This is a genomic window from Cupriavidus pauculus (assembly GCF_008693385.1).
GTDB lineage: Bacteria > Pseudomonadota > Gammaproteobacteria > Burkholderiales > Burkholderiaceae > Cupriavidus > Cupriavidus pauculus_D.
In genome coordinates, this window is the sequence record NZ_CP044067.1 from 965,831 (window position 1) to 990,194 (window position 24,364).

A 24,364-nucleotide genomic window follows, 5' to 3' on the forward strand; every position below is an offset into this window, starting at 1 on the left:
TGATACCCGTTAGCGATCGCGCGGTGCCACTCGCTGTCGGCGCTAGGCTACACGGCCGTCCACCACGACAACGCGGCGTACAGGACGCCGGTCGCACAGACGACCGTCAGCAGCGCTGCCTTGTAGCGAACGCCGTGCTCATGACATGGCCCGCGATAGTTGCGGGCGGAATGCTGGATATGTGGCTTCATGGCTGACCCCAGTGAAAGCGCAAAGTTGGTGCGCCGGGCGGCCCCCCGCGCGGCGTGATTTCTTTCAAGCAACTTTCAGGCCAAAGCCCGCGCGCCCGCCTCCCGTACGGAGTTCGGGGGGCGTGTGTATCGTCATATGTGTGGCGAATCGGCTAATACACGGCGATACAAATCGGCCGGGATTTGACACATGCCGCTTGCGATCGGCCGCCAGACTCCAGTTCAGTTTCATGCGATCGCCCACTGCGGCACACCCCATCAGGCACAACTGGAGAAAAACATGACGGACAAGATCGACCTGCCTCGCCGAGGCTTTCTGGGTACCGCGGCGCTGTCGCTGGCGGCCGCGCAGTTTGGCCTGATGCAGGCCGCCCAGGCGCAGAGCGCGCTCCCGAAGGCCGCGCCCGTGGCGCCGACCACGCCGGGCACGCATACGTCGCTGGGGCCGATCAAGCAGATCCAGGCGGGTGCCCTCAACGTCGGCTATGCCGAAGCCGGTCCGGCCGACGGTCCGGTGGCGCTGCTGCTGCATGGCTGGCCGTACGACATCTACAGCTTTGCCGACGTCGCCCCGCTGCTGGCCGCGCGCGGGTATCGCGTGATCATGCCGTTCCTGCGCGGCTTCGGCACCACGACGTTCCTGTCCGCCGACACGCCCCGCAATGGCGAGCCCGCGGCCATCGCCGTCGATGCGATCGCCCTGCTGGATGCGCTCAAGATCAAGACGGCCGTCGTGGCCGGCTATGACTGGGGCGGCCGCACCGCGGACATCCTCGCCGCGCTGTGGCCCGAGCGTTGCCGCGGCCTCGTGGCCGTGAGCGGCTACCTGATCGGCAGCCAGGCCGCGGGCAAGCAGCCGCTGCCGCCGGAAGCCGAACTGCAATGGTGGTACCAGTTCTACTTCGCGACCGATCGCGGCCGCCTCGGCTATGAAAAGTACACGCACCAGTTCGCCAAGCTGATCTGGCAACTGGCCTCGCCGAAGTGGAAGTTCGACGACGCGACGTTCAACCGCAGCGCCGCGGCGTTCGACAACCGCGATCACGTCGCGATCACGATCCACAACTACCGCTGGCGCATGGGCCTGGCCGAGGGCGAGGCCAAGTACGACGATATCGAGAAGAAGCTGGCCGCGGGGCCGACGATCGGCGTGCCGTCGATCACGATGGAGGGCGATGCCAACGGCGCGCCGCATCCGGCGCCCAGCGCCTATCGCAGCAAGTACACGGGCAAGTACGAGCATCGGGACATCGGCGGCGGCGTGGGGCACAACCTGCCGCAGGAAGCGCCGGCCGCGTTTGCGCAGGCCGTGCTGGACGTGGACAAGTGGGCGGCCTGAGCCTGTAGCCCGGCCCTCGCCTTCGGGTGAGGGACTGTCATCGTGCTGTGCCACAATGCGGCCCAATCCCGGCTCCGCACAGCACCCGCCCATGTCCCTCGAAGCCTTCCAGAACGTCAACCCGCAATCCCTGCTGGACACTGCCATCAGCCTCGCCTCGGCGTTCGTGCTGGGTGCCGTCATCGGGTACGAGCGGCAGTACCGCCAGCGCACGGCGGGACTGCGGACCAATGTGCTGGTGGCGCTCGGCGCGGCGATATTCGTGGATCTGGCGAACCATATCGCGGGCCATGACGGTGCGGTGCGCGTGATTGCCTACGTGGTGTCGGGCATCGGTTTCCTGGGCGCCGGCGTGATCATGCGCGAGGAAGGCAACGTGCGCGGCCTCAATACCGCGGCCACGCTATGGTGCTCGGCGGCCGTGGGTGCCTGCGCGGGCGCCGACCTGATTCTGGAAGCGGCCGTCGGTTGCGCGTTCATCCTCGCGGCCAACACCCTCCTGCGCCCGATGGCCGACCGTATCAACCGTCAGCCGCTCGACACGCCCGCGGTGGAAGTCGCGCATTCGATCCACGTCATCGCCTCCCGCGCGCGGCAGAAGGAAGTCATGCGCCTGCTCGAGGACGCGCTCGAAGCCATCGGCCATCCGGCCAGCGACCTCGAGGTGGAAGCGTTTGGCGAGCAGGACGTGCAGATCGAAGCCAGGCTGGCCGCCACGTCCGTCGACGGCGACACGCTCGACCGGATCGTCGCCGAACTGGCGGCGTCGAGCGCGGTCACGCAGGCATTCTGGAACGCCAGCACGACCGAGTGAACGCTACTTGCCGTCAGGCAGATTCACCTGCCCCGTGTAACGGGCGAGGTGGATTTCCACATCGGGCGTCTGCTGCAGACCCAGCTCCATGAGCTTGCCGATATGGTGCTGCGCCGCCGGCCGCTGCACCGAAGCGATAAACGCCTCCCATTCGGCCCCGATATCGTCGTCCGGCGGCAGGCTCGCATGATCGACGAGCCGCTTGATCTGCCCGATGGACTGCTTGTCGAATGTGGAGATGCGGCGCGCGAGCGCATCGACGAACGCATCGAGCTCCGCGTCCGGCAGCGATCGATTGACATACCCATAGCGCTCCGCGACATCGCCATCGATATCGTTGCCGCTCAATAGAATCTCCAGCGCGCGGCCGCGTCCCATCAACCGCGGCAACCGCGCCATCGGCCCGCCGCCGGGAACGAAACCAGCACCGATCTCGAACTGCGACAGCACCGCCTTTTCGCGGCTGGCAAACCGCATATCGGCGGCCAGCGCCAGCTCGCTGCCCACACCCGTCGCCCGCCCGCGAATCGACACGATCGACACGACGGCAGAGCGGGACAACCGCACGAGCATATCGGGCAACGGCGGTAACCCCGTGGGCCCCGGCGGCATGCGCGTGGTGGCCTCGAGCGGCGGCTTGAAATCGTAATGCGTGAGAAAGAAGCCCGGCACCGCGCTGTCGAACACGACCACCTTGAGGTTCGGATCGTTCTCGATCTCGGTGACCACCGCGTTCAACTGCGGCATCGAATCGGGCCCATAGATATTGAACGGCGGATTGTCGATCGTCACGCGCCAGTACGCGGGCGTCTCGCGCGTGATCCGGAATTGCTGCGTCATGTCGATCCTCCGTTCAACGAAGTCATCGAAGCATTGGCGCCGACAGGTCAAAAGTCAACAATCCCAAAGTCGTAGCGCGGTGTACCTCACCGCCGCATCAGCTCCCGCGCGCCACGCGCAGCACCTGTCCATTGCTCAGCACATAAAGTTCGCGCGCCGCATCGGCCCCGAAAGAGAACACGGTCCCGGGCAGCGGCAGCGACCAGTCCACCGACTCCGTCACCACCCCGTCGCGATAGGCAAAGCTCTGCAACCGTCCCGTGCACAGATCGGTGTAGAAATAGCGCCCCCGCAACTCGGGCACCGCACTGCCCCGATACACGTAGCCGCCAAGGATCGCGCACCCGCCATCCGCATGGCTGTACTCGAACGCGGGCGGCGTCAGCCCGGTGGTGTCGCACGTCGCGGCCCCCACGCACGCGGTGCCCTCGATGCGATCCCACCCATAGTTGAGACCGCCGGCCGTCGCGGGCTGCACGTTGACTTCCTCGCGCGCCCCCTCGCCCACATCCGCGATATACAGCAGCCCGTCGGTATCGAACGAGAACCGCCACGGATTGCGCAATCCCCGCGCCCAGATCTCGGCACGGCCGCCCGCGCCATTGGCAAACGGATTGCCGGGCGGCACCGCATAGCCGGTGCCGCGCACGTCGATGCGAATGACCTTGCCCAGCAGCGATGCGGTGTTCTGCGCATTGTTGGCGGGATCGTTCGACCCGCCGCCGTCGCCGGTCGCCAGGTACAGCATGCCGTCGGGACCGAATGCGAGCTGCCCGCCGTTGTGGTTCGACTGGCCCGGATGCGGAATCGACAGCAGGACCGTGCCCGTGCCATTGGCCACATTGGCGTTGCCGGTCGAGACCTGATAGCGCGCCACGGTAATCGCCCCGTCGGCGGCCGTGTAGTAGACGTAGAAGCGGCCGTTTGTTGCATAGTCGGGATCGAACGCCATCGACAGCAGGCCGCGCTCGCCATCGGTCGTGGTCAGCGCCGAGATATCGAGGAACGGCGTGGCCAGCGGCGTGGCCGGCGCCGTACCGTTCGGCAGGATGCGGATGCGCCCCGCCCGCTCGACCACGAACAGCCGCGGATCGTTGGCCGGCGCGGTCAGAAAGATCGGCGACGTCAGGCCCGACGCCACGGTCGTCAGCGCAAGGCGGAATGTCTGCGGCGCACCATAGGCCACGGTCACCGACGGCGATGCCCCGGCGCCCACGCTCGCCGTCTGGCTCGGCTGCGCCGCGCTATAGAGCGAGGTCCCGTTGAGCACGTTGTCGCTCGCAACCGTATAGGTGCCCGCCGCCAGCCCCGTCAGTGTGGCCGAGGCCGTCAGCGCGCGAGTGAATCCGCCCGGCCCCGTCACGGACACATTGGCCGGGGTGCCGGTGGGCAACCCCGACACCGACACCGCGAGCGTGCCGGTACCGCCACCGCCGGGCGAACCGGGATCGGCCGGGCCGCCCGGCGTACCGGCGGCGCCGCCGTCGCCGCCCCCTCCGCAACCGGCCAGCCACAACACGCAGGCACCGAGAACGAGACACGAAAACTGCCGGATTACGGTAAGCATGACCGCCTCCTTGAAAAAGGATATTCCGCTGCAAAATGAAATAAATGCAGGACAGATTTACATCGAATCCAGATACAAGCGTTTAAACGTCGGCCCCGCGTGCACGGGTAGGAAGGGAGCGCTCGACTCAAGCAATTTACCGACCACGATTCGTCGAATATGGTCGCCAATTGATCTGGATTGAAATGAACGCGCGGCGCGTCTGTACCATCGTCGATATTTTCCAGACGGACAGCACACGCAATGATTCCTGACGATTCAAAGCCCGCCATGCCGCCGCACATGCTGTTTCACGGCACCGCCAACCGATTTATTCCATCGATTCTCGCGCAGGGATTGCTGCCGGGGTCACGCCGCCATGTCCATCTTGCGCAGGATCCGCATCGTGCGGCCGTGGTGGGACAGCGTTACGGACAGGGCGTCGTGCTGACGGTGCATGCGTTGCGCATGCACGACCAGGGATTTCGTTTCTATCAGGATGCCGACGGCAACTGGCTGACCGAGCACGTGCCGGCCTGCTTTATCCGCTGAGATGCGCAAAGAAAAAAACGCCGGACCCAGGGGTCCGGCGTTTTTTGGCCATGCTTCTTTGGCGATGCTTCGTTGGCGATGCTTCGTTGGCGATGCTTCCTCGGCAAGCCGAGGCGGATCACCGCGTGCGCGTCACCGTGCCGCTGGCCTTTTCCTGCTGCTGCAGGCGCGCGATACGGCTCATCGTTTCCTTGAGCTCGGCCTGCGCGGCATCCTGCTGTGCCTGCAGGTCCTGCACCAGGCTGCGTTCTTCCTGGCCGCGTTCGGCCGCAAGCCGGGCCTGCTCCTGCGCAACCCCGATATCGGCCTCGAGGCGCCGCTCCACCTCGCGCGCGGCAACCAGCTTCTGCACGACCTGCGTCTTTTGCGTTTCCACGCGCGCACGCTGCATTTCCACGTCCGCGAGCCGCTCCGTCTGGCGCACGAACATCGCGTAGTTGGCGTTGGCGCGCACCTCGTCGCCGGTGCGAATCACGCGCCAGTAGTTCTGCTGCTGGAGCAGCGCGACGTAGTACTTGCCGAGCTGGCGATCGAACAGCAGCTGCGCTTCGTAGCTGCCGTTGGCGGTCTTGCGCAGCGCCGCGACGGTACCGCCGCCGATGCGCTGCTGCAGTTCCTGAGCGGTGCCGGCGCTGCTGGCATCCACGGCGACCACGACCGGTTGTTGTGCAGATTGTTGCGCCGATTGTTGTGCCGATGGATCCTTGTTCTGGGCAGCGACGCCCTGCGCGAATGCCGTCTGACCCGCCGCCAGCAGCATCGCGACGGCAAAGCCCGATACGGCCTCCGATCGACCCATGAACTTCGTCATATCCCTATTCCCCCATTCGGAAAGGCCCCGTCATCGCAGGGCAAACCACGCCGTGCAGACTCGGACTCGGCGTATTAACGGCTGGGCATTCTGATAGCTTTAGGCCCAAGGAGCGGATTTTGTCAGAAATGACCGTTCCGTGGTTGATTTTTGCAATCGCGCCACACTAGGGGAATCTGGAGGATCGGAACCGGACAGGGTTATCGGTCTTTCAGCCCGAGTACGCCGGGCAGCGCCAGCTGGCCAAGCCATTGCAGCATGGCCACCTGCGCGGCGCGCCAGCCTTCGACGTCCGCCAGGTAATTGAACGTCCCGACCACGCGGCCGCCGTGGCATAGCGGCACATTGACCACGCCGCGCAGCCCGAGCTCGCGAATCAGGGCGATATCGTCGAATACCGCCGACAGCGCTTCATCGCCCTCGCCCACGAACACTTCGCCGCGCTGCAGCAACTGCCGCGTCCACGGCGTATCGCCCTTGGCCTTGGTGCCGCCGACGGGGTAGGCGGCCGGGTCCGAGGACCAGAGCCGTTCGATCGTCGCGGCCTCGGCATGCCAGGCGTTGATGGTCAGCAGGCCGGGCCCGAGGAGCGCAAGCGTGGCCCTGCCCACCGTGTCGAACACGTCGGCCGGGCTGGCGGCGCCCCGCAACGCCTCGCACAGCCGGCCGACCTGACCGATGGTGAGCAGGACCAGCTCGTCGCTATCGTCGCGGCCGTCCGCGGCGTCACTGACGTACGTATCGACGCCCATCATGCGGCCGGCCATCATTCCGCCTGAATGCCCAGCTCGCGGATCAGCTTGCCGTAGCGGTCCGCGTCGCGGCGCAGGATCTTGCCGAACTCCTGCGGCGTCGACGTCGCCGTCTCCACGCCAATCTTGTCCATCTGCGCCTTGACTTCCGGCAGCGTCATCACCTTGTTGATCTCGGCGTTCAGGCGCTTGACCAGATCGGGGTTCATGCCCTTGGGGCCGAACGCGCCGTACCAGACCGACAGCTCATAGCCGGGCAGCGTCTCGGCCACCGTCGGCACATTCGGCAGCAGCGGCGAGCGCTTGGCCTCCGTTACCGCCAGCAGGCGCAGCTTGCCCGCGTTCACGTGCGGCAGCGTCTGCGTGCCGGCCGAGAACAGCAGCTGGGTCTGGCCCGCCACGAGGTCGACCACCGCCGGCGCGCCGCCCTTGTACGGCACGTGCAGCATCTCGATACCGGCCATCTTCGCGAACAGCACGGCGCTCAGGTGGTTGGTCGAACCCGATCCGGCCGAGGCGTACGCGATCTTGCCCGGATGCGCCTTGGCGTAGTCGATCAGCTCCTTCACGCTCTTCACCGGCACCGACGGATGCACGACCATCGTGTTGGTCACGTAGGCCAGCAGACCCAGCGGCGTGAAGTCTTCCACGCCCTTGAACGGCATCTTGGGCATCAGCGCGGGGTTCATCGCGTGCGTGCTCATCGAGCCCACCAGCAGCGTGTAGCCGTCCGGCTGCGCGCGCGCCACGAATGCCGAGCCGATATTGCCCGACGCGCCCGGCCGGTTGTCGACGATCACGGGCTGGCCCAGCGACTTCGTCAGGTGTTCCGACAGCACGCGCGCGAGGATGTCCGTGGACCCACCCGCTGCCCAGGGCACGATCAGCGTGATCGGCTTGGTCGGATACGCATCGGCCGCACCCGCGGCGGTGGCCATGCACATTGCCATCGCGGCCATACCGCGCAGCAGGCTCTTGACTACGGACCTCATGTTTCAACTCCCTGTCGTGTTGCGGCACGCCTTGCTTGTATCGACGGATTGCCGCGGGTTTTCTCTGAGTTGTCTCTTGTTGTCGTTATGTGCTTCGCGCGTCCGGCTCACCGGCCGACCGCGTATCCCTGCATGCCGCGCGCATTCGCACCCGCGCGCAGCACCAATCGTCCCCGGGCGTCACGCTCGCGCGTGGCGGCCGACATGCGGCCCTCTGACCAGTCGTCGCCCACCCGCACCTCGTGCCCGCGCTCGCGCAGGCCGGCGATGGTTTCCGCCGGCAGCCGGCCTTCCACGCTCAGGCGGTTGAGCACGGTCTGGCGCGGCCAGAACGAGCCCGGGAAATGGTCGATATGCCAGGCCGGCGCGTCGATCGCTTCCTGCAGATTCATGCCATGCACGGCATGGCGCAGGAAGAATGCCAGCGACCACTGATCCTGCTGATCGCCACCGGGCGTGCCGAACACCATGTACGGCTCGCCGTCGCGCAGCGCGAGCGACGGCGACAGCGTGGTGCACGGCCGCTTGCCCGGCGCCAGCGAATTGGGCAGGCCCGGCTCGAGCCACGTCATCTGCAGGCGCGTATTCAGGGCGAAGCCGAGCGACGGAATGGTCGGGCTCGACGACAGCCAGCCGCCCGACGGCGTGGCCGCGACCATATTGCCGTGGCGGTCGATCACGTCGATATGGCAGGTGTCGCCGACGAACAGTTCGCGTTCGGCCCATTCGCTCACCGGGGGCAGCGAGGCGAAGGTCGGCTCGCCGATGCCAAAGCGCACGTCGGCCGTGGCCAGCGTGCGCTCGGCCACGCCGAGGTCCGGCAGGCGCGGCGCAAGGCCGTTGAGCAACGTGCCGGCGTCGATGGCCGTCGCGGCGTGGATGCCGATGCGCGCCGCGCGCGCGGCGAGGTATGCGGGGTCCAGCAGCGCGGCCAGTTGCGAGGGGACGAAGTCGGGGTCGCCATACCATGCGAGGCGGTCCGCCATCGCGAGCTTGGCGGCTTCCGCCACACGGTGCACGAACTCGAGCGAGGTCGGCGCATGGGCTTCCAGTCCCGCATGGCGAAGCATGCCGAGCTGCTGGAGGAACACGGGGCCCTGGCTCCAGATGCCGCACTTGGCCACCGTGTAGCGGCCGAAGTCCATCGTGGCCGGCGCTTCGACGGTCGGCGCGAAGGCAGCCATATCGTCGTAGCGGAGCAGGCCCTTGTGGCGCTCGCCCGTCGTGTCGCGCACCGGCGTGGTGCGGCAATACGTATCGATTTCCTGGGCGACGAAGCCGCGATACCAGCAGTCCATGGCCGCGTCGATCTGCGCTTCGCGCGTGTCGGCCGCGCCCATGGCGGTTTCGACGATGCGCGTGTAGGTGCCCGCGAGCACGGGCAGCGTGTGGAGGCTGCCGGGGCGCGGCACCTTGCCGTCGGGCAGCCACGTCTCGGCCGAGCTATGCCACTCGTCGCGGAACAGCGACTGCACGGCGAGAATGGCCTGCGAGATGCGCGGCACGAGCGGGAAGCCGTTGCGCGCGTAGCCGATCACAGGCTCGAGCACCTGCGCGACGGTCCACGTACCGTGGTCGCGCAGCATCGTCATCCAGGCGCCGAATGCGCCCGGCACGGTGGCGGGCATCAGCCCGATGCCGGGCATCATCTCGAGGCCCATGGCCCGCATGGCATCCGGGTCCGCGAGGGCCGGCGCCGGGCCCTGGCCGCAGACCGAACGCACGGCGCGGTCGCGTTCGCTCCAGAACAGGATGGGCACCTCGCCACCCGGGCCGTTCAGATGCGGCTCCACCACCTGCAGCACGAAACCCGCCGCGACGGCGGCGTCGAACGCATTGCCGCCGCGCTCGAGCACGCCCATGGCGGTCTGCGTGGCCAGCCAGTGCGTGGACGCGGCCACACCGAAGGTTCCGACGATTTCCGGGCGGGTAGTGAACATGGGCGAAATGATTCTGTATGAATGTCTCGAGTATAGGACTAGCGAATAACCTGTTCGTGCGATCTTCTTATTGTGGTATTACTATTTGGTTATGCCGCCACGTTCCGCACCCCATACCTCCGACCAGTTGCTGCACAACGTCGTCTCCCGGCTCAGACTGCGGCATCTGCCGCTGCTGCTCGCGCTGGAGCGGCAGCGCTCCGTATCGCGGGTGGCGGCCGAACTCGATCTTTCGCAACCGGCGGTCACCAAGGCACTGCGCGAGATCGAGGACATCTTCATGACGCCGCTGTTCGAGCGCACCCGGCGCGGGCTGGAACCGACGGCCACGGGCAGCGCCGTGCTGGCGCACGCGCGCGTGTCGCTCGCGGAAGCGGAGGCGCTCGGGCGCGAGCTCACGGCGATCGAGGCGGGACTGCGCGGGCGGTTGCGGCTAGGGGTCATTCCATACGTGTCGCGGCCCGTGCTCGATGCCGCGTGTGCGTATGGGCTCGATCAGCAGCCGCGGCTCTCGGTACTGGTGCGCGAGGGCACGACCGACGAACTCGTCAACGCGCTGCGGCTGCACGAGCTCGATTGCGTGATCGTGCGGTCGTTCTATGTGCCCGGCGAGGATATCGTGCAGGCGCCGCTCTACCGCGAGGAACCGGTCCTCGTGGTCCCGGCCGGCGCGGCGGAACGGCTCGCACGCGGGGCGCTGGACTGGCACCGGCTGGCGGCGCTCGACTGGATTCTGCCGCCGCCGCATACGCCGGTCCGCCGCACGATCAACACGATGTTCGCCACGGCGGGCGTCGCGCCGCCGCTGCCGACGGTGGAGACCTATTCGATCAAGACCACCGCGACCCTGCTCCGCAGCCAGCCGTCGACGATCACGATCGTCCCCAAGTCCGTCGCGGCGGAACTCGTCGATGGCGGCGGCGCGGCGGTGCTGCCTTATACGCTGAGCTGGGACTTGCCGCCCGTGGGCATCATGTGGCGACGGCAGGCGGAGCAGAACGAGGTGGTGTCGGCGCTGGTGACGGCATTACGGAAGGTCGTCGCGTAGACATCGCGCATATACTGCCGCATGGCCTACGATCTCACCGACAAACTCGTCATCGGCATCTCCTCCCGCGCGCTGTTCGACCTCGAGCTCGAAAACGGTATCTATCAGCGCGACGGCGTTGCCGCCTACACCGCCCACCAGCGCGAACACGAAGACGAACCGCTGCGCCCCGGCACCGCGTTCCCCCTCGTCCGTGCCCTGCTGAAGCTCAACGCCGCCATCCCCGGCCGTCGCCTCGTCGAGGTGGTCGTGATCTCGCGCAACTCGCCCGACACGGGCCTGCGTGCGTTCAATGCCATCGAAGCGCACAAGCTCGATATCACCCGCGCGGCGTTCACGGGCGGCGAAGCCATCGACCGGTATCTGCATGCGTTCAAGGTGGACTTGTTCCTGTCGCGCGATGCCGCCGACGTGCAGGCCGCCATCGACGGTGGCGTGGCCGCGGCGCAGCTGTACGACGTGCCGCCGGACTACCAGGCCCCCGACAACCAGATCCGCATCGCCTTCGACGGCGACGCCGTGTTGTTTTCGGACGAATCCGAACGCATCTACAAGCAAAAGGGTCTGGAAGCCTTCGTCCGGCACGAACAGAAGCACCGGCACGAGGCCATGGCCGAAGGGCCGTTTGCCAAGCTGCTGCTGCGGCTGGCCGAAGTCCAGCAGCGCTTTCCGTCCGGCGAATGCCCCGTGCGCATCGCCATCGTCACGGCCCGCAACAGCCCCGCCCACACACGCGTCATCCATACGCTGCGCACGTGGAACGTCGAGATCGACGAGGCGTTCTTCCTCGGCGGGTTGCCCAAGGATCAGGTCCTGCGCGCATTCGGCGCCCATATGTTCTTCGACGATCAGAAATTCCATGTGGAAAGCGCCGCCACCGTGGTGCCCGCCGGTCACGTGCCGTACAAGGGCGGCCAGCTGCTCGCGCCGCCGCGCAAGCGCCGCACGGTCAAAAGCGCCATGGCCGACGCCGACCTGCTGACGCAGGCCGAGTCCGCACCGGACGCCGCACCCGACGCTCCCACCGACGCCGCATGAAGACCGTCCCGCTGTATATGCTGACCGCCCTCGCGGAAATCCTCGGCTGCTATCTGCCCTACCTGTGGTTACGCCAGAACGGCAGCGCCTGGCTGCTGGTGCCGGGCGCCGTATCGCTCGCGGTATTCGCATGGCTGCTGACGCTGCATCCCGATGCATCGGGACGCGTCTATGCCGCGTACGGCGGCATCTATATCGCGGTGGCCATCTGCTGGCTATGGCTCGTGGACGGCGTGCGTCCGAGCCCATGGGATATCGCCGGCGTCGCGGTGGCAGTGGCCGGCATGGCGATCATCGTGTTCCAGCCGCGCTGACCGGCGACCACAGAAAGCTCTCGTCGATGTCGTGGACCGACGTCGCGCCGAGCATCGCCATATTGCGCGAGACCTCCTGCTTCATGAGCTGGATACCCTTGCGCACCCCCGGCATGCCCTGCACCGCCGCCGCATAGCAGAACGGCCGTCCCACGAACACGAACTTCGCCCCGAGCGCGAGCGCCTTGAGCACATCGCTGCCGCGCCGCACGCCGCTGTCGAGCATCACCGGCACGGTCGGACACGCGCGCACGATGTCCGGCAGCACGCGCAACGGCGCCACCGCACCATCGAGCTGCCGCCCGCCGTGATTGGACACGACGATGCCATCGGCGCCCGCATCGACGGCGATGCGCGCATCCCGCGCATCGAGAATGCCCTTGATGACGAGCGTGCCCGGCCACATCTTGCGAATCAGCGCGAAATGGCGCCAGTCCAGATGCCCGCGATCCGAGAAATCGCGCTGCACGTTCTGCGAGAGAATCGGCGCGCCGCGCGTGGCGTAGTTGTTCTCGAAATGCGGCATGCCATGGCGCACCAGCGTCTTGAAGAACGTGCCGAACAGCCAGCGCGGATGGGTGATGCCCTCCCACGCCAGTCGCGCACTGGGCCGCAGCGGCGCCGAGAAACCCGCGCGCGCATAGTTCTCGCGGTTCGGGGGCACCGGCGTATCGACCGTCATGACGAGCGTGCCGAAGTCCGCCGCCCGCACGCGCTCGATCAGCGCGACGATGTTCGGCTCGTCGCCGGGCAGATAGGCCTGGAACCAGGCTTCCGGATTGACCCGCGCCACCTGCTCGAGCGGAATCAGCGACGACCCGCTCATGATCATTGGCACGTTCTCCTCCGCGGCCGCCTGCGCCAGCACGATATCGCCCCGGTACGCGGACAACGCCGCGAGACCCATGGGCGCAATGCCGAACGGCGACGCATAGGTCCGGCCGAACAGCGACGTGGCCGTGGACCGGCGCGAGATATCGACGAGCACGCGCGTGACGAGCCCGACGTCGTCGAACGCGTCGCGGTTATCGTGGAACGAGCGGTAACGTTCGGCCGCACCGGCGATATAGCCGAACACCGGTGCCGGCAGGCGGCGGCGCGCGGCCGCCTCGAAGTCATCGAGGCACAACGCCTCCGGGCTTGCCATGATGCTTATTCCGGCTTGATGCCCGACTTGCGCACGAGGTCGCCCCACTTGACGCTCTCCGACGCCATGTACTGCCTGAACGTCGCGCTGTCCGAAGCTTCCACCTTCATGCCCTGCGCGGCCATCTTGGCGCGCGTGTCGGGGTCCGACGCCACGACCTGCACGCCGTGCTCGAGCTTCTGCACGATATCGGCGGGCGTGCCGGCCGGCGCGTACAGGCCGAACCACGTCAGCGCCTCGAAGCCCTTGAGGCCGGATTCCGATACGGTCGGGATACTGGGCGCGCTCGGCGCGCGCTCCAGGCTCGACACCGCGATCGCGCGCAGCTTGCCGCTGCGGATATAGGGCAGCAGCGTCGGCAGGTTGCTGAACATCAGCGGCACCTGATTGCCGAGCACATCGGCAATCGCGTTCGCCTCGCCCTTGTACGGCACGTGCACCATCTGCACGCCGGCCATCGTCGAGAACAGCTCGGCCGCCACGTGTTGCGGACCGCCGGGGCCCGACGACGCGTAGTTGAGCGCGCCGTTCTTCTCGCGGGCGTACTTGATGACGTCCTGCACGGTATGCAGCGGCAGCGACGGATGCACGACCAGCACCAGCGGCACCGAGGCGATCAGCGAGACCGGTACGAAGTCCTTGACCGGATTGAAACGCAGCTTCGGATACATGCCGGGCGCCACGACCATCGTCGATTGCGTGCCCAGCAGCAGCGTATAGCCGTCGGGCCTGGCGCGCGCCACGGCCTCCGCCGCGATGGTGCCCGTGGCACCGGCGCGGTTCTCGATCACGAACGACTGGCCGAGGTCCTTGCCCAGGCCCTGCCCCACGAGGCGCGCGACCTGATCGACCGCGCCGCCTGCGGAAAAGCCGACCAGCAGCGTGGCCGGCTTGGTGGGGTAATCGGTGGCCGCGCGGGCGATGCCCGCGTTGCCAAGCGTCACGGCGAGCCCCGCGCAGAGCGATGCCGTGATGAAGGTGCGGCGCGATGCCACCGGAAGAACCGCGAGCGTTTCCCCGTCGATGCGTGTCATGTCTGTCCCCTTTGATTATTGTTCTGGGGCGGCCGCGTCGGGCGCGACCGTCCCCGCAACGCGCGCGTGACGCGCGTTGTCCTGCCCTGCCGATGCCTGAAATCAGTCCTTCTGCTGCGCGCGCCAGGCCTGATAGCGCTTCTTGTTTTCTTCGTTGGGCGGATACAGGCCCGGCAGCTTTTCGCCGGCTTCCACCTGCTGCATGATCCAGCCCTCGACGCGCTCCTGCTCCTCGGCCTCGGCCACGACGGCCTCAAGCATATCGGCGGGAATCAGCACCGCGCCGTCGTTGTCGAGCACCACCACGTCGTTCGGGAACACGGCCACGCCGCCGCAACCGATCGGCTCCTGCCACGCAACGAAGGTCAGGCCCGCCACCGACGGCGGCGCGGCCGCGCCGCTGCTCCACACGGGCAGCCCCGTGCCACGCACGCCGTCCACGTCGCGCACCACGCCATCGGTGACGAGCGCCGTGACACCACGCTTGCCCATGCGCGCGCAGAGGATGTCGCCGAAGATGCCGGCATCCTTGACGCCCATCGCATCGACCACCGCGATGCAGCCCGCGGGCATGTCCTCGATGGCGGCACGCGTGGAAATCGGCGACGACCACGATGCGGGCGTGGCCAGGTCTTCGCGCGCCGGCACAAAGCGCAGCGTGAACGCGCGGCCGACCAGACGCGGGCTGTTGGCATGCAACGGCATCGCGCCGCGCAGCCAGACGTTACGCAGGCCTTTCTTGAGCAGCACCGTCGTCAGCGTGGCGGTGGTGATCTTCGAGAGCACTTCGATCGTGCGCGCGTCCAGCGGCAGGGATTCAACGGACATGGATAAGCCTCGATTTGGAAGTTGATGGTTCAGATGCTGGCGATCAGGCCGCCATCGACGCGCACGACCGAGCCGGTCACGTACGCGGCGCGGGCGCTGGCAAGGAATGCCACCACGTCGGCGTACTCCTGCGGCTCGCCGTAACGGCCCACGGCAATCGATGCCATGCTTTGCGCGCGGACGTCCTCCACGGGGCGGTTCTCGCGCCCGGCCTTCTGCTCGTCGAGGAACTGGATGCGCGGCGTGGCGACGCGGCCGGGCAGCACGATATTACTCGTGACGCCATCGCGGCCGACTTCGCCCGCGAGCGTCTTGGACCAGCCCACGAGCGAGGTGCGCAGGGCATTGGACAGGCCGAGGTTCGGAATCGGGGCGACGACGCCCGACGATGTGCTCGTGATCACGCGGCCGAACTGGCGGGCGCGCATGCCGGGGAGCACGCGATCGGTGATCGCGATCACGGACAGCACCATGGCCTGGAACCAGCGTTGCCAGACGGCGGTGTCCTGTCCGAAGACGGGCGTCGGCGGCGGGCCGCCAGTGTTGTTGACGAGGATATCGACCGGGCCCAGCGCGGCTTCGATGGCGGCCACGCGCGCTTCGATCGCGCCGAGGTCGGCGAGGTCCCATTGCAGCGCGAACGCCTTGCCGCCGGCCTGCTCGATGTCCGCCACCACCGGGGCGAGCGCCTCGGCATTGATGTCGGCCACGGCCACCTTGACGCCTTCGCGCGCCAGGGTCCGCGCAATCGCGCCGCCGAGGCCGCCGCCCGCGCCGAGCACGAGCGCGGTCTTGCCATCGATCCCGAGATCCATGGGTGTCTCCTCCTTATTGGTCTGTTGAGCCATTGTGAGGAAGCGGAAACTCTAAGACAATTGGATTTTCTCGCGTTCAGAATGAACGTTTTGTGGATTGCCGTCGGAGAGAGGGCCCCCTTTCAAATATGGACACGCGCTTTATCGACACCTTCGTCATGGTCGCCGAATGCGGTTCGATGGCCGAGGCCGCACGGCGGATCCATATCACGCCCACCGCGCTATCCCAGCGCCTGCGCACGCTCGAGCGCGAGCTCGGCGCCCCGCTCGTGACGCGGTCGGGCCGCTTCGTGCGGCTGACGGAAGCCGGCGCCCGCCTGCTCGCCCGCGCGCGAAAATTCCAGCGCGATGTGCGGGAACTGGAAATGGCCGTATCCGAGGAAGGCTTCCCGGGCGGCCTGCGCATCGGCACGATCCGGACCGCGCTGACCAACGTCATGCCCGATCTGCTCCGGTATATCGCCCTGCGCCATCCAAGCCTCGATGCCACGATGGAAATCGGCACCTCGCACGATCTTTACCATCAGCTGGTCACGGGCAAGGTGGACGCCGCGCTGCTCGTGGAGCCGCCGTTCAAGCTGCCCAAGGCGTACGTCTGGCACATGCTGCGGACGGAGCCGCTGGTGCTGCTCGCGCCCGCCCACCTCGCCGGCCAGGACCCCGACGCGATCCTCGCGGAGCAGCCGATGATCCGCTATGACCGCCGCACATGGGGCGGCCTGCTGGGCGAGCAATATCTGCAGGAGCGCGGCCTGCATCCGCAGGAACGCTTCGAACTGGATTCGCCCGACGGCATTCTGCTGCTGGTGAGCATGGGACTGGGCGTCTCGCTGGTGCCGGACTGCTATCCACGCGCCGCGGTACCCGATACCGCCGTGATCCTGCCCCTGCCCGAAGGCCGGCCGGTCCGGCAGCTGGGCTTCCTGTGGCCCAGGCAATCGCAATACGCGAGATTGTTCGAGGCCATGGTGAATAGCAGGCCCGAGGGTGAGGGCAAAACGCTGTAAAGTAACCCCCATCACAAACGGAGGCCCCGCATGACCCTTGCGATCGATCGCATCGACCACATCGTCCTCAACGTGAAGGACGTCGAAACCAGCGCCGCGTGGTATCAGCGCGTGCTGGGCATGCAACGCGAAGACTTCCCGTCGCGCACAGGCCCGCGCGTGTCCGTCAAGTTCGGCCAGCAGAAGATCAACCTGCGCCCGATCGACGAAGACACGGTTGCGTGGTTCACGGGCGTGAACCCGACATCGGGCAGCGACGACCTCTGTTTCATCACGCGGATGCCGCCCAATGAAGTGGTCGCGCATTTCCTCGCGCACGAGGTGCCCGTGGAGGCCGGCCCGGCGCAGCGCACCGGCGCGCTCGGCCCAATGAATTCGGTCTACTGCCGGGATCCCGATGGCAACCTCATCGAGGTCGCCAGCTATCCCCCGGCCTGAGACACCGAAACGTCAGCGATTGCCGTCCAGCAGGTCGTTGAGCATCTCGTCGAACGTCGCCTGCGCGTCTTCCAGCGCCTGCAGTGCGGCATCGAACGTTTGCAACGCCAGCTTCGATGGCTTGCCCGCGCCCTCTGGCGGATACTGACTTTGCAAGGCGGTAAAGGCGACCTGTACCTGCCGCGTGGCGGCCACCACGCGCTCCATTGCCTGCGCCTCCTCGGCGCGCTTCTGTTCGTCCATGGCTGGCCCCCTCGGCCGTGTAATGCCTCAAAGCGCGTATCGTACAAGAACTTGCGCACGAACTTGCGTCAACCACCTGCTGTCTGAATGGATCCATCACAAAAAACAGGCTTCATGTCATCGAGCCTCATGTCAACACTGATCCGCCGGACGCTCGCCACCACACTCGTCACGGCCGGCGGCTTCGTCTGCTACTGGACCTACCTCGCGGTCAATCAGGAACGCCTGCTCTTCGACGCAAGGCGCCGTCCGCCCCGCGACCTGCCGGAAGGGATCCTCGCGTATTCGCATACGGTGCCCGGCGGCATGCTGCGCGGCTACCTGTATCACGCCGGCGACGACGGCGTGGACGACCTGCTGTTCTACCTGCCCGGCCGGGGCGAGGACGTGCTGGACACGCTCCAGTACGTCAAATGGCTGCCCGACGGCATGGGCTTCGCCACGTTCGACTATCGCGGTCTCGGCCACTCGGACGGCATGCCCTCGGAGGCCTCGGCCGTGGCCGATGCCAGCCAGTTCCTGCTCCATATCCGCCGCGCGTTCCCCGGCGTGCGCGTGCACGTGGTCGGCCGCTCGCTGGGCACCGGCGTCGCCATCCAGCTCGCGGACCTGCAGGACTTCGAGAGCCTGCAGCTGATCACGCCCTACGACTCGCTGCTGGAAATCGTGCGCAAGCGCTTTCCGCTGGTGCCGCTGCGCCAGCTCATGCGTCACCACTTCGATTCGATCTCCCATTGCAAGAAAGTGGTGCAGAGCACAAAGGTCCTGCTGGCCGAGTCCGACGCCGTGGTCCCGCACGAGTGCTCGGAGCGCCTGATTGCCGCGTGGCCGGGCCCCGTCGCCCTGCAAACCATCCCCGGCACCGACCATTTCACGATCGTCGAACGCGAGGAAACCTGGCTGGCATTGTGCGCCTTTGCACGTCAGGTGCCGTCCCAGGCACCCGCAAACACGGTCGCGGCGCCTCCCGCGGATCACACGGAGGCGGGCGAGCCATTACCGCTCGCTGCGGCGCGGTAGAATCGCGGCCATGAAAAGAATCGCAATCTGGACCGCCACCGCCCTCGGCGGGATGGCGGCCGCCGGTGTGCTGCTCGCCGGCTTCGCCGCGGTGGTCAGCCTGCGGCAACTGCCCTCGATCGACGCGTTGCGCGACTATCGTCCGGACGTGCCGCTGCGCATCTTCACCAGCGACAACACGCTGATCGGGGAATTCGGCACCGAGCACCGCGAGTTCATCCCGATCGAGCATATGCCCAAGCGCATGACCGAGGCCCTGCTCGCGGCGGAGGACGATCAGTTCTACTCGCACGTCGGCGTGGACTTCTCGGGCCTGATCCGCGCGGCGCTCGCCAATATCGGCGAGGGCTATGCGCAGGGCGCGTCCACGATCACGATGCAGGTCGCGCGCAATTTCTATCTGTCGCGCGAAAAGACGCTGTCCCGCAAGTGGTACGAAATCCTGCTGGCCTGGCAGATCGACCGCTCGCTGCCCAAGGACCGCGTGCTCGAGCTCTATATGAACCAGGTCTACCTGGGCGAGCACGCCTATGGTTTCGGCAGCGCCGCGCAGGTCTATTTCGGCAAGCCGCTCGCGGACCTGTCGATCGCGGAGACCGCGATGCTCGCGGGCCTGCCCAAGGCGCCCTCGACGATGAACCCGGCCGTGAACCTGCCGCGCGCGACGCGCCGGCAGGAGTACGTGCTCGGCCGCATGCTCTCGCTCGGCATGATCACGCAGGAACAGTACCGCGATGCGCGCGCCGAGAAGATCAGCGTGGTGACGGACGGCAACGGTCGCTATGCGGGGCACGCCGAATACGTGGCCGAACTCGCGCGCCAGCTCGCGCACGACCGCTTTGGCGACGACGCGTACACGCGCGGCCTCAACGTCTACACGACGGTGTCGTCCGTGCGGCAGACCATGGCCTATGACGCCGTGCGCGCGGGCATCGACAAGTACGGACAGCGCCATGGCGGGACTACCCCACAGGCCGCGCTGATCTCGCTCGACAGCCAGACAGGCGCGATCGAGGCGATGATCGGCGGCTCGGACTTCCAGACCAACCGCTTCAACCATGCCACGCAGGCGCAGCGCCAGCCGGGCTCCACGTTCAAGCCGTTCATCTACTCGGCCGCCCTCGAGCGTGGTGTTTCGCCGGGCACGCTCATCAACGATGCGCCGCTCGACGATCCCAAGTGGAACCCGTCCAACGATGACGATCGCTTTGTCGGTCCGATTCCCGTGCGCGAGGCACTGGCCGAGTCGCGCAACCTGCCGGCCATCCGCACGCTGCGCGAGATCGGCATTCCATATGCGATCGACTACGCGGGCAAGTTCGGGTTCTCGAAGAGCCGCCTGCCACCGTACCTGCCGATGGCGCTCGGCACCGGCACCACGTCGCCCATGCGCCTGGCTGCCGCCTACGGCGTGTTCGCCAACCACGGGTACCGCGTGGAGCCGTATCTGATCCAGAAGATCACCGACGGCGAGGGCAATGTCCTGTTTCAGGCCGATACGGCCGTTGCACCGACGCGCGTGATCTCCGAGCGCAATGCGTTCGTGATGGACAGCCTGCTGCATAGCGTGGTCGATGCCGGCACCGGCACGGGCGTGCGCCGCTATACGAAGCGTCAGGACGTTGCCGGCAAGACCGGGACGACCAACGATTCGATCGACGGCTGGTTCGCCGGTTATGCGGGCGAGATCGTCACGGTCGCGTGGATGGGCTTCGACGACAATCGCCCGCTGGGCAAGCGCGAGTTCGGCGCGACCACGGCGTTGCCGATCTGGGCGGCGTATATGGAAGGCCGGCTCGCGGGCGTGCCCGTGTCGCTGTTCGAGGCGCCGTCGGGCGTCGCGCGGATCAATGGGGACTGGGCCTATACCGAATATCCGGACGGCGTCCACGCGGTGGCGTCCATCGGCTTTCCGCCGCCCGCGCCCGCGGAGGCCCCGCTCGACGGCGCCACGCCCGCTAACGACGGCTTCGGCCCCGCGGCCGTGCGCGATGGCAATGGCGGCGCGGCAACGCCCGCGCTGGGCATGCCCGCCACGAACGCCGCCCCGCGCGGCCCCGGTCAGCTCTGAGCATCGTGCGCGCCCGGCCCACGCCCACGCCCTTGCCCCGGCGCATCGCACCGCCCGCGTGCGCGGCCCGCGCACCGCGCATGCCCCCTGTTCCGCTGCGCGATCGGCGCACCGGGGCGCGTTCCACCTTAACTTGACGAATCTGTGTCCGCCTGGTCTACCCCCCTGATCTGGAGCATCGCGTGCGCCGCCACGCTCGGCGTGCTGCTGCGCCCGTTCCGTCTGCCCGAATGGTGCTGGGCGATGGCGGGCGCGATTGCGCTCTGTGTCGCGGGCCTGCTGCCGCTGGCCGACGCGTGGGCCGCGGTGGCGCGCGGGAATGACGTCTATCTGTTCCTCGCGGGCATGATGATCGTCTCCGAACTCGCGCGGAAGACGGGCCTGTTCGACCATGTGGCCGCACTCGCGGTACGGCGCGCGCGGGGTTCCGCGCGCAGGCTGTTCGCGCTGGTCTACGGCTTCGGCACCGCCGTCACCATCTTTATGTCGAACGACGCCACCGCCGTCGTGCTGACCCCCGCCGTGCTGGCCGCCACGCGTGCCGCCCGCGTAAAGCATCCCCTGCCCTATCTGTTCGCCTGCGCGTTCATCGCCAACGCGGCGAGCTTCGCGCTGCCGATCTCGAACCCCGCCAACCTCGTGCTGTTCGGCGAACGCATGCCACCGCTGGCCGCATGGCTGGCGCGCTTCACGCTGCCATCGATCATCGCGATCGTCGTAACGTTCGCGGTCCTCTACTGGACGCAACGCGAGGCACTGGCCGAACGCATCGCGGAAGACGTCCCCACCCCACCGTTGACGCTGCAGGCATGGCTGACCACCGCGGGCATCGTCATCACGGGCATGGCGTTGCTGACCGCATCGCTACTCGGCCGCGACCTGGGCTGGCCCTCGGCGCTGGGCGGTCTGATCACGCTAGGCGCGGTATCCGTATCGCAGCCGCGGCTGTTCATGCCCGCGGTACGCGAAGTCTCATGGGGCGTGATGCCTCTTGTGGCCGGGCTGTTCGTGCTGGTAGCGGGCCTGGAGCACACCGGGGTCATTACGCAACTGGCGCACTGGGTGCAATGGCTGTCCTCGCACCCGCACGATGTGGCGGGCCATATCGGAACGATCGCGGCAGGCGTGCTGGTCGGCCTCGCCTCCAATATCGTGAACAACCTGCCCGCCGGCCTGATCGCCGCGTCAGCCCTCTCCGCCGGCCACGCCTCCGAAGCCGTCACCGGCGCGGTACTCATCGGCGTGGACCTCGGCCCCAACCTCTCGGTCACCGGCTCGCTCGCGACACTGCTGTGGCTGACGGCGCTACGACGCGAGGGACATATGGTTACCGCGATGCAGTTTCTGCGAATCGGCGCAATGGTGACGCCGATCGCGCTGGTGGCGGCACTCGCGGCGCAGTTGCTGTAAGCCCCGCCGCCCGCCTCCGTCAGGCGGGCTCACCGCTCCAGACCCGAACCTGATCCACCGCGGCCAAACCGCCGGCAACCGCCGCCTCCCCAATCACCCGCCCCCAGTACGCCTCCGAACCATCCGCCATCCGCCACGCATGCAACCGGCGCGTGAACAGCTGGAGGTCGTATTCCTCGGTCACGCCGATCGCCCCGTGCACCGCGTGCGCAATTGACGCCACCGCATGCGCGGCCTCGCTCGCCTGGCACTTGCCCAGCGCCGCCCGCATCGGATCCGGCAGCCATCCCTCCGCCTGACAAGCCAGCTGCGCCGCCACGCGCGTGGCGGCCACGTGCTCCGCCTGCAGCGCGATCTGATGCTGGATCGCCTGGAACTTTCCGATATGGCGTCCAAACTGCGCGCGGTCGTTCGCGTACTGCAACGTCAGGTCGAACGCGCGTGTCATCGCGCCGGCGATCAATGCCGTATGCAGCGCCGCCCCTGCCGTCCGCAACGTGCCGCGCGGTAGCGCAAAGGAAGACGCCCCCTCCGGCGCGCTTCCCGAAATCGTCACCGCGAGGTCACCGTGCGCGCCGGTCGTCGCCACAGCGGCCGCGTCCCGCGACAGCAGCATCGCGCGATCCCCGTCCTGCACAAGGAACCAGTCGGCCGTGGCCCCTTCGGCCACATACGCGCGCGCGGCGCCATCCCCCGTGACGAGCGTGATGCGGCCATCGGGCACGGGCACATTGGCCATGTCGAGCAACGCGCGCGCGACCATCGTCTGCGCCAGCGGCACCGGCACGGCATACCGCCCCATCGCCACGAGCATGGGCCCGATATCGGCCAAGGTCAGCCCGGCATCGGGCAACAGGCAATCGGCAAACCCGCTCTCTTGCAGCACGCGCCACAGCGCATCGCAGGATGCCGCGTTGCCCGCCTCGATCTCCCGCACGATCGCGGGCGTGCAATGGTCGCGCAGCAGCGCTTCCAATGCATCCGAATACTCGTTATCCATCACCGTCCCCCGTTCAGCGCAGCCCAAGCCCACGCGCGATCATTCCGCGCAGAATCTCGCGGGTGCCGCCGCGCAGCGAGTAGGTCGGCGAAATCTGGTTCACATACACGCACGTCCGATAGAGATCGGCATCGGCAGCCAATGCCGGATCGTCGCCCAGCGCGGCCTCCGCCAACTCGCCGATCGACTGCTCGAGTGCCGTGCCGAGGTCCTTGACCAGTGCCGCTTCCACGAGCGGGCTCTCGCCCGCGGCCAGGCGCGCCGTCACCGCGAGCGACATGGCGCGCAGCGTGGCCATCTTCGCCAGCAGGCGTCCCACCACAGCCGTGTCCTGCCGGACCGAGGACGACCGCCGCCATGCCGCGAGCCACGCATCGAGCAACACCACGCTCGAGTAAATCCGCTCCGGCCCGCTGCGCTCGAACGCAAGCTCCGCGTTCACCTGCTCCCACCCCGCCCCCTCACGACCGATCAACGCTTCGGCTGGCAGCCACACATCGTCGAAGAACACCTCCGAGAAATGCGCATCGCCCGCAAGATCGCGAATGGGCCGCACCGTCACGCCCGGCAACGACAGATCGACCACCACCTGCGACAACCCCGTCTGCCGATCCCCCGGCTCGCCGGACGTCCGCACGAGCGCCAGCATGTACTGGCACCGGTCCGCATTGGTCGTCCAGATCTTGCGGCCATTGAGCCGAAAGCCGCCGCCTTCCACCGCCGTCGCACGCGTCGTCACGCTGGCCAGATCCGACCCCGCATTGGGCTCGCTCATGCCGATACAGAAAAAGGCCTCGCCACGGCAGATCCGCGGCAGATAGAACGCGCGCTGCGCCTCGGTGCCATAACGCAGAATCAGCGGCCCGCTCTGCCGGTCCGCGATCCAGTGCGCGGACACGGGCGCCCCGCACGCCAGCAACTCCTCGACGAGCACGAAGCGCGCAAACGCATCGAGCCCCGCGCCGCCATATGCGCACGGCAGCGTGACGCCGACCCAGCCACGCGCGGCCAGCGCGCGGCTGAACGCGGGGTCGAAGCCCATCCACGATCGCGCCCGCACGTCGGGCGGCAGCGCGGGCAGATGATCGCGCAGGAACGCCTTGACCTCCTGCCGGAACGACGACGCCGACGGCGGCAGCGTGGTAAGGGTGAACGTGCCAAAGATATTGGTCAT

General features: G+C 67.5%; 25 protein-coding genes. 11 read left to right on the plus strand and 14 right to left on the minus strand.

Features of this window, described 5'->3' with window-relative positions; all coding sequences use genetic code 11:
• Positions 1-47: 47 nt before the first annotated feature.
• Positions 48-191 carry a hypothetical protein gene (locus FOB72_RS32275; protein ID WP_191002384.1) on the minus strand — a complete coding sequence of 48 codons (144 nt, stop codon included), beginning with the start codon at positions 189-191 and terminating at the stop codon, positions 48-50.
• A 280-nt stretch (positions 192-471) separates the two neighbouring features.
• On the opposite strand from FOB72_RS32275, the gene FOB72_RS22680 reads away from it, so the two are divergent.
• Positions 472-1,530, plus strand: coding sequence for an alpha/beta fold hydrolase (locus FOB72_RS22680; protein WP_150374944.1), 1,059 nt, complete (start codon positions 472-474; stop codon positions 1,528-1,530).
• Positions 1,531-1,621: 91 nt separating this feature from the next.
• Positions 1,622-2,344 carry an MgtC/SapB family protein gene (locus FOB72_RS22685; RefSeq protein ID WP_150374945.1) on the plus strand — a complete coding sequence of 241 codons (723 nt, stop codon included), beginning with the start codon at positions 1,622-1,624 and terminating at the stop codon, positions 2,342-2,344.
• Positions 2,345-2,347: 3 nt separating this feature from the next.
• Here FOB72_RS22685 and FOB72_RS22690 read toward each other — a convergent pair whose 3' ends face one another.
• The gene (locus FOB72_RS22690) at positions 2,348-3,184 is read right to left on the minus strand and encodes an enoyl-CoA hydratase/isomerase family protein (RefSeq protein WP_150374946.1); all 837 of its coding nucleotides are present in this window, start codon (positions 3,182-3,184) and stop codon (positions 2,348-2,350) included.
• A gap of 97 nt (positions 3,185-3,281) precedes the next feature.
• Complete coding sequence (locus FOB72_RS22695) at positions 3,282-4,751, minus strand: PQQ-dependent sugar dehydrogenase (protein ID WP_150374947.1); 1,470 nt, start codon at positions 4,749-4,751, stop codon at positions 3,282-3,284.
• Positions 4,752-4,994: 243 nt separating this feature from the next.
• Between FOB72_RS22695 and FOB72_RS22700 the strand changes: the two genes are divergently transcribed.
• The gene (locus FOB72_RS22700) at positions 4,995-5,282 is read left to right on the plus strand and encodes an RNA 2'-phosphotransferase (protein WP_150374948.1); all 288 of its coding nucleotides are present in this window, start codon (positions 4,995-4,997) and stop codon (positions 5,280-5,282) included.
• 118 nt (positions 5,283-5,400) lie between these two features.
• Here FOB72_RS22700 and FOB72_RS22705 read toward each other — a convergent pair whose 3' ends face one another.
• From FOB72_RS22705 to FOB72_RS22720, 4 genes are all read right to left on the minus strand, one after another.
• Positions 5,401-6,093: a DUF2968 domain-containing protein gene (locus FOB72_RS22705; protein WP_150374949.1), complete on the minus strand. Its 693-nt coding sequence runs from the start codon at positions 6,091-6,093 to the stop codon at positions 5,401-5,403.
• A 200-nt stretch (positions 6,094-6,293) separates the two neighbouring features.
• The gene (locus FOB72_RS22710; RefSeq protein ID WP_223851757.1) at positions 6,294-6,863 is read right to left on the minus strand and encodes a GAF domain-containing protein; all 570 of its coding nucleotides are present in this window, start codon (positions 6,861-6,863) and stop codon (positions 6,294-6,296) included.
• Complete coding sequence (locus FOB72_RS22715) at positions 6,860-7,837, minus strand: Bug family tripartite tricarboxylate transporter substrate binding protein (protein WP_150374950.1); 978 nt, start codon at positions 7,835-7,837, stop codon at positions 6,860-6,862. The genes FOB72_RS22710 and FOB72_RS22715 overlap by 4 nt, the downstream gene beginning before the upstream one ends.
• A 107-nt stretch (positions 7,838-7,944) precedes the next feature.
• Positions 7,945-9,777: a gamma-glutamyltransferase family protein gene (locus FOB72_RS22720; protein WP_150374951.1), complete on the minus strand. Its 1,833-nt coding sequence runs from the start codon at positions 9,775-9,777 to the stop codon at positions 7,945-7,947.
• 91 nt (positions 9,778-9,868) lie between these two features.
• Between FOB72_RS22720 and FOB72_RS22725 the strand changes: the two genes are divergently transcribed.
• Genes FOB72_RS22725 through FOB72_RS22735 form a run of 3 tightly spaced genes read left to right on the plus strand, consistent with a single transcriptional unit; the run spans position 9,869 to position 12,177 of the window.
• Positions 9,869-10,825: a LysR family transcriptional regulator gene (locus tag FOB72_RS22725; RefSeq protein ID WP_150374952.1), complete on the plus strand. Its 957-nt coding sequence runs from the start codon at positions 9,869-9,871 to the stop codon at positions 10,823-10,825.
• A gap of 21 nt (positions 10,826-10,846) precedes the next feature.
• Complete coding sequence (locus tag FOB72_RS22730) at positions 10,847-11,863, plus strand: 5'-nucleotidase (RefSeq protein WP_150374953.1); 1,017 nt, start codon at positions 10,847-10,849, stop codon at positions 11,861-11,863.
• The gene (locus FOB72_RS22735) at positions 11,860-12,177 is read left to right on the plus strand and encodes a YnfA family protein (protein WP_150374954.1); all 318 of its coding nucleotides are present in this window, start codon (positions 11,860-11,862) and stop codon (positions 12,175-12,177) included. Before FOB72_RS22730 ends, FOB72_RS22735 begins: the two co-directional genes overlap by 4 nt.
• Here the strand turns inward: FOB72_RS22735 and FOB72_RS22740 are convergent.
• From FOB72_RS22740 to FOB72_RS22755, 4 genes are all read right to left on the minus strand, one after another.
• Complete coding sequence (locus FOB72_RS22740) at positions 12,155-13,324, minus strand: alpha-hydroxy acid oxidase (protein WP_150374955.1); 1,170 nt, start codon at positions 13,322-13,324, stop codon at positions 12,155-12,157. The genes FOB72_RS22735 and FOB72_RS22740 overlap by 23 nt on opposite strands.
• A gap of 5 nt (positions 13,325-13,329) precedes the next feature.
• The gene (locus FOB72_RS22745; protein ID WP_150374956.1) at positions 13,330-14,358 is read right to left on the minus strand and encodes a Bug family tripartite tricarboxylate transporter substrate binding protein; all 1,029 of its coding nucleotides are present in this window, start codon (positions 14,356-14,358) and stop codon (positions 13,330-13,332) included.
• Positions 14,359-14,460: 102 nt separating this feature from the next.
• The gene (locus FOB72_RS22750; RefSeq protein WP_150374957.1) at positions 14,461-15,186 is read right to left on the minus strand and encodes a ribonuclease activity regulator RraA; all 726 of its coding nucleotides are present in this window, start codon (positions 15,184-15,186) and stop codon (positions 14,461-14,463) included.
• Between the two features lie 29 nt (positions 15,187-15,215).
• Positions 15,216-16,001: an SDR family oxidoreductase gene (locus tag FOB72_RS22755; protein WP_150374958.1), complete on the minus strand. Its 786-nt coding sequence runs from the start codon at positions 15,999-16,001 to the stop codon at positions 15,216-15,218.
• Positions 16,002-16,129: 128 nt separating this feature from the next.
• Between FOB72_RS22755 and FOB72_RS22760 the strand changes: the two genes are divergently transcribed.
• Both FOB72_RS22760 and FOB72_RS22765 read left to right on the plus strand, forming a co-directional pair.
• The gene (locus FOB72_RS22760; protein WP_150374959.1) at positions 16,130-17,008 is read left to right on the plus strand and encodes a LysR family transcriptional regulator; all 879 of its coding nucleotides are present in this window, start codon (positions 16,130-16,132) and stop codon (positions 17,006-17,008) included.
• Between the two features lie 30 nt (positions 17,009-17,038).
• Positions 17,039-17,446, plus strand: a complete 408-nt coding sequence (locus tag FOB72_RS22765; protein WP_150374960.1) for a VOC family protein — start codon at positions 17,039-17,041, stop codon at positions 17,444-17,446.
• 12 nt (positions 17,447-17,458) lie between these two features.
• On the opposite strand, the gene FOB72_RS22770 is transcribed toward FOB72_RS22765, so the two are convergent.
• Complete coding sequence (locus FOB72_RS22770) at positions 17,459-17,689, minus strand: hypothetical protein (RefSeq protein WP_109583804.1); 231 nt, start codon at positions 17,687-17,689, stop codon at positions 17,459-17,461.
• 129 nt (positions 17,690-17,818) lie between these two features.
• Between FOB72_RS22770 and FOB72_RS22775 the strand changes: the two genes are divergently transcribed.
• From FOB72_RS22775 to FOB72_RS22785, 3 genes are all read left to right on the plus strand, one after another.
• Positions 17,819-18,709, plus strand: a complete 891-nt coding sequence (locus tag FOB72_RS22775; protein WP_150374961.1) for an alpha/beta hydrolase — start codon at positions 17,819-17,821, stop codon at positions 18,707-18,709.
• Between the two features lie 10 nt (positions 18,710-18,719).
• The gene (locus tag FOB72_RS22780) at positions 18,720-20,780 is read left to right on the plus strand and encodes a penicillin-binding protein 1A (protein WP_150374962.1); all 2,061 of its coding nucleotides are present in this window, start codon (positions 18,720-18,722) and stop codon (positions 20,778-20,780) included.
• 144 nt (positions 20,781-20,924) lie between these two features.
• Positions 20,925-22,190 (plus strand): arsenic transporter, encoded by a 1,266-nt coding sequence (locus FOB72_RS22785; protein WP_150374963.1) that lies wholly within the window; start codon positions 20,925-20,927, stop codon positions 22,188-22,190.
• A gap of 19 nt (positions 22,191-22,209) precedes the next feature.
• On the opposite strand, the gene FOB72_RS22790 is transcribed toward FOB72_RS22785, so the two are convergent.
• Both FOB72_RS22790 and FOB72_RS22795 read right to left on the minus strand, forming a co-directional pair.
• Positions 22,210-23,190, minus strand: a complete 981-nt coding sequence (locus tag FOB72_RS22790; RefSeq protein ID WP_150374964.1) for an acyl-CoA dehydrogenase family protein — start codon at positions 23,188-23,190, stop codon at positions 22,210-22,212.
• 13 nt (positions 23,191-23,203) lie between these two features.
• Complete coding sequence (locus FOB72_RS22795) at positions 23,204-24,364, minus strand: acyl-CoA dehydrogenase family protein (protein ID WP_150374965.1); 1,161 nt, start codon at positions 24,362-24,364, stop codon at positions 23,204-23,206.

Coding starts and splice junctions, on each gene's coding strand:
- FOB72_RS22780 (WP_150374962.1), top strand. CDS start 18,720: ATGAAAAGAATCGCAATCTGGACCGCCACCGCCCTCGGCGGGATGGCG.
- FOB72_RS22710 (WP_223851757.1), bottom strand. CDS start 6,863: ATGATGGCCGGCCGCATGATGGGCGTCGATACGTACGTCAGTGACGCC.
- FOB72_RS22770 (WP_109583804.1), bottom strand. CDS start 17,689: ATGGACGAACAGAAGCGCGCCGAGGAGGCGCAGGCAATGGAGCGCGTG.
- FOB72_RS22775 (WP_150374961.1), top strand. CDS start 17,819: ATGTCAACACTGATCCGCCGGACGCTCGCCACCACACTCGTCACGGCC.
- FOB72_RS22685 (WP_150374945.1), top strand. CDS start 1,622: ATGTCCCTCGAAGCCTTCCAGAACGTCAACCCGCAATCCCTGCTGGAC.
- FOB72_RS22730 (WP_150374953.1), top strand. CDS start 10,847: ATGGCCTACGATCTCACCGACAAACTCGTCATCGGCATCTCCTCCCGC.
- FOB72_RS32275 (WP_191002384.1), bottom strand. CDS start 191: ATGAAGCCACATATCCAGCATTCCGCCCGCAACTATCGCGGGCCATGT.
- FOB72_RS22790 (WP_150374964.1), bottom strand. CDS start 23,190: ATGGATAACGAGTATTCGGATGCATTGGAAGCGCTGCTGCGCGACCAT.
- FOB72_RS22705 (WP_150374949.1), bottom strand. CDS start 6,093: ATGACGAAGTTCATGGGTCGATCGGAGGCCGTATCGGGCTTTGCCGTC.
- FOB72_RS22680 (WP_150374944.1), top strand. CDS start 472: ATGACGGACAAGATCGACCTGCCTCGCCGAGGCTTTCTGGGTACCGCG.
- FOB72_RS22735 (WP_150374954.1), top strand. CDS start 11,860: ATGAAGACCGTCCCGCTGTATATGCTGACCGCCCTCGCGGAAATCCTC.
- FOB72_RS22760 (WP_150374959.1), top strand. CDS start 16,130: ATGGACACGCGCTTTATCGACACCTTCGTCATGGTCGCCGAATGCGGT.
- FOB72_RS22725 (WP_150374952.1), top strand. CDS start 9,869: ATGCCGCCACGTTCCGCACCCCATACCTCCGACCAGTTGCTGCACAAC.
- FOB72_RS22700 (WP_150374948.1), top strand. CDS start 4,995: ATGATTCCTGACGATTCAAAGCCCGCCATGCCGCCGCACATGCTGTTT.
- FOB72_RS22755 (WP_150374958.1), bottom strand. CDS start 16,001: ATGGATCTCGGGATCGATGGCAAGACCGCGCTCGTGCTCGGCGCGGGC.
- FOB72_RS22720 (WP_150374951.1), bottom strand. CDS start 9,777: ATGTTCACTACCCGCCCGGAAATCGTCGGAACCTTCGGTGTGGCCGCG.
- FOB72_RS22695 (WP_150374947.1), bottom strand. CDS start 4,751: ATGCTTACCGTAATCCGGCAGTTTTCGTGTCTCGTTCTCGGTGCCTGC.
- FOB72_RS22690 (WP_150374946.1), bottom strand. CDS start 3,184: ATGACGCAGCAATTCCGGATCACGCGCGAGACGCCCGCGTACTGGCGC.
- FOB72_RS22715 (WP_150374950.1), bottom strand. CDS start 7,837: ATGAGGTCCGTAGTCAAGAGCCTGCTGCGCGGTATGGCCGCGATGGCA.
- FOB72_RS22765 (WP_150374960.1), top strand. CDS start 17,039: ATGACCCTTGCGATCGATCGCATCGACCACATCGTCCTCAACGTGAAG.
- FOB72_RS22750 (WP_150374957.1), bottom strand. CDS start 15,186: ATGTCCGTTGAATCCCTGCCGCTGGACGCGCGCACGATCGAAGTGCTC.
- FOB72_RS22740 (WP_150374955.1), bottom strand. CDS start 13,324: ATGGCAAGCCCGGAGGCGTTGTGCCTCGATGACTTCGAGGCGGCCGCG.
- FOB72_RS22795 (WP_150374965.1), bottom strand. CDS start 24,364: ATGACCAATATCTTTGGCACGTTCACCCTTACCACGCTGCCGCCGTCG.
- FOB72_RS22745 (WP_150374956.1), bottom strand. CDS start 14,358: ATGACACGCATCGACGGGGAAACGCTCGCGGTTCTTCCGGTGGCATCG.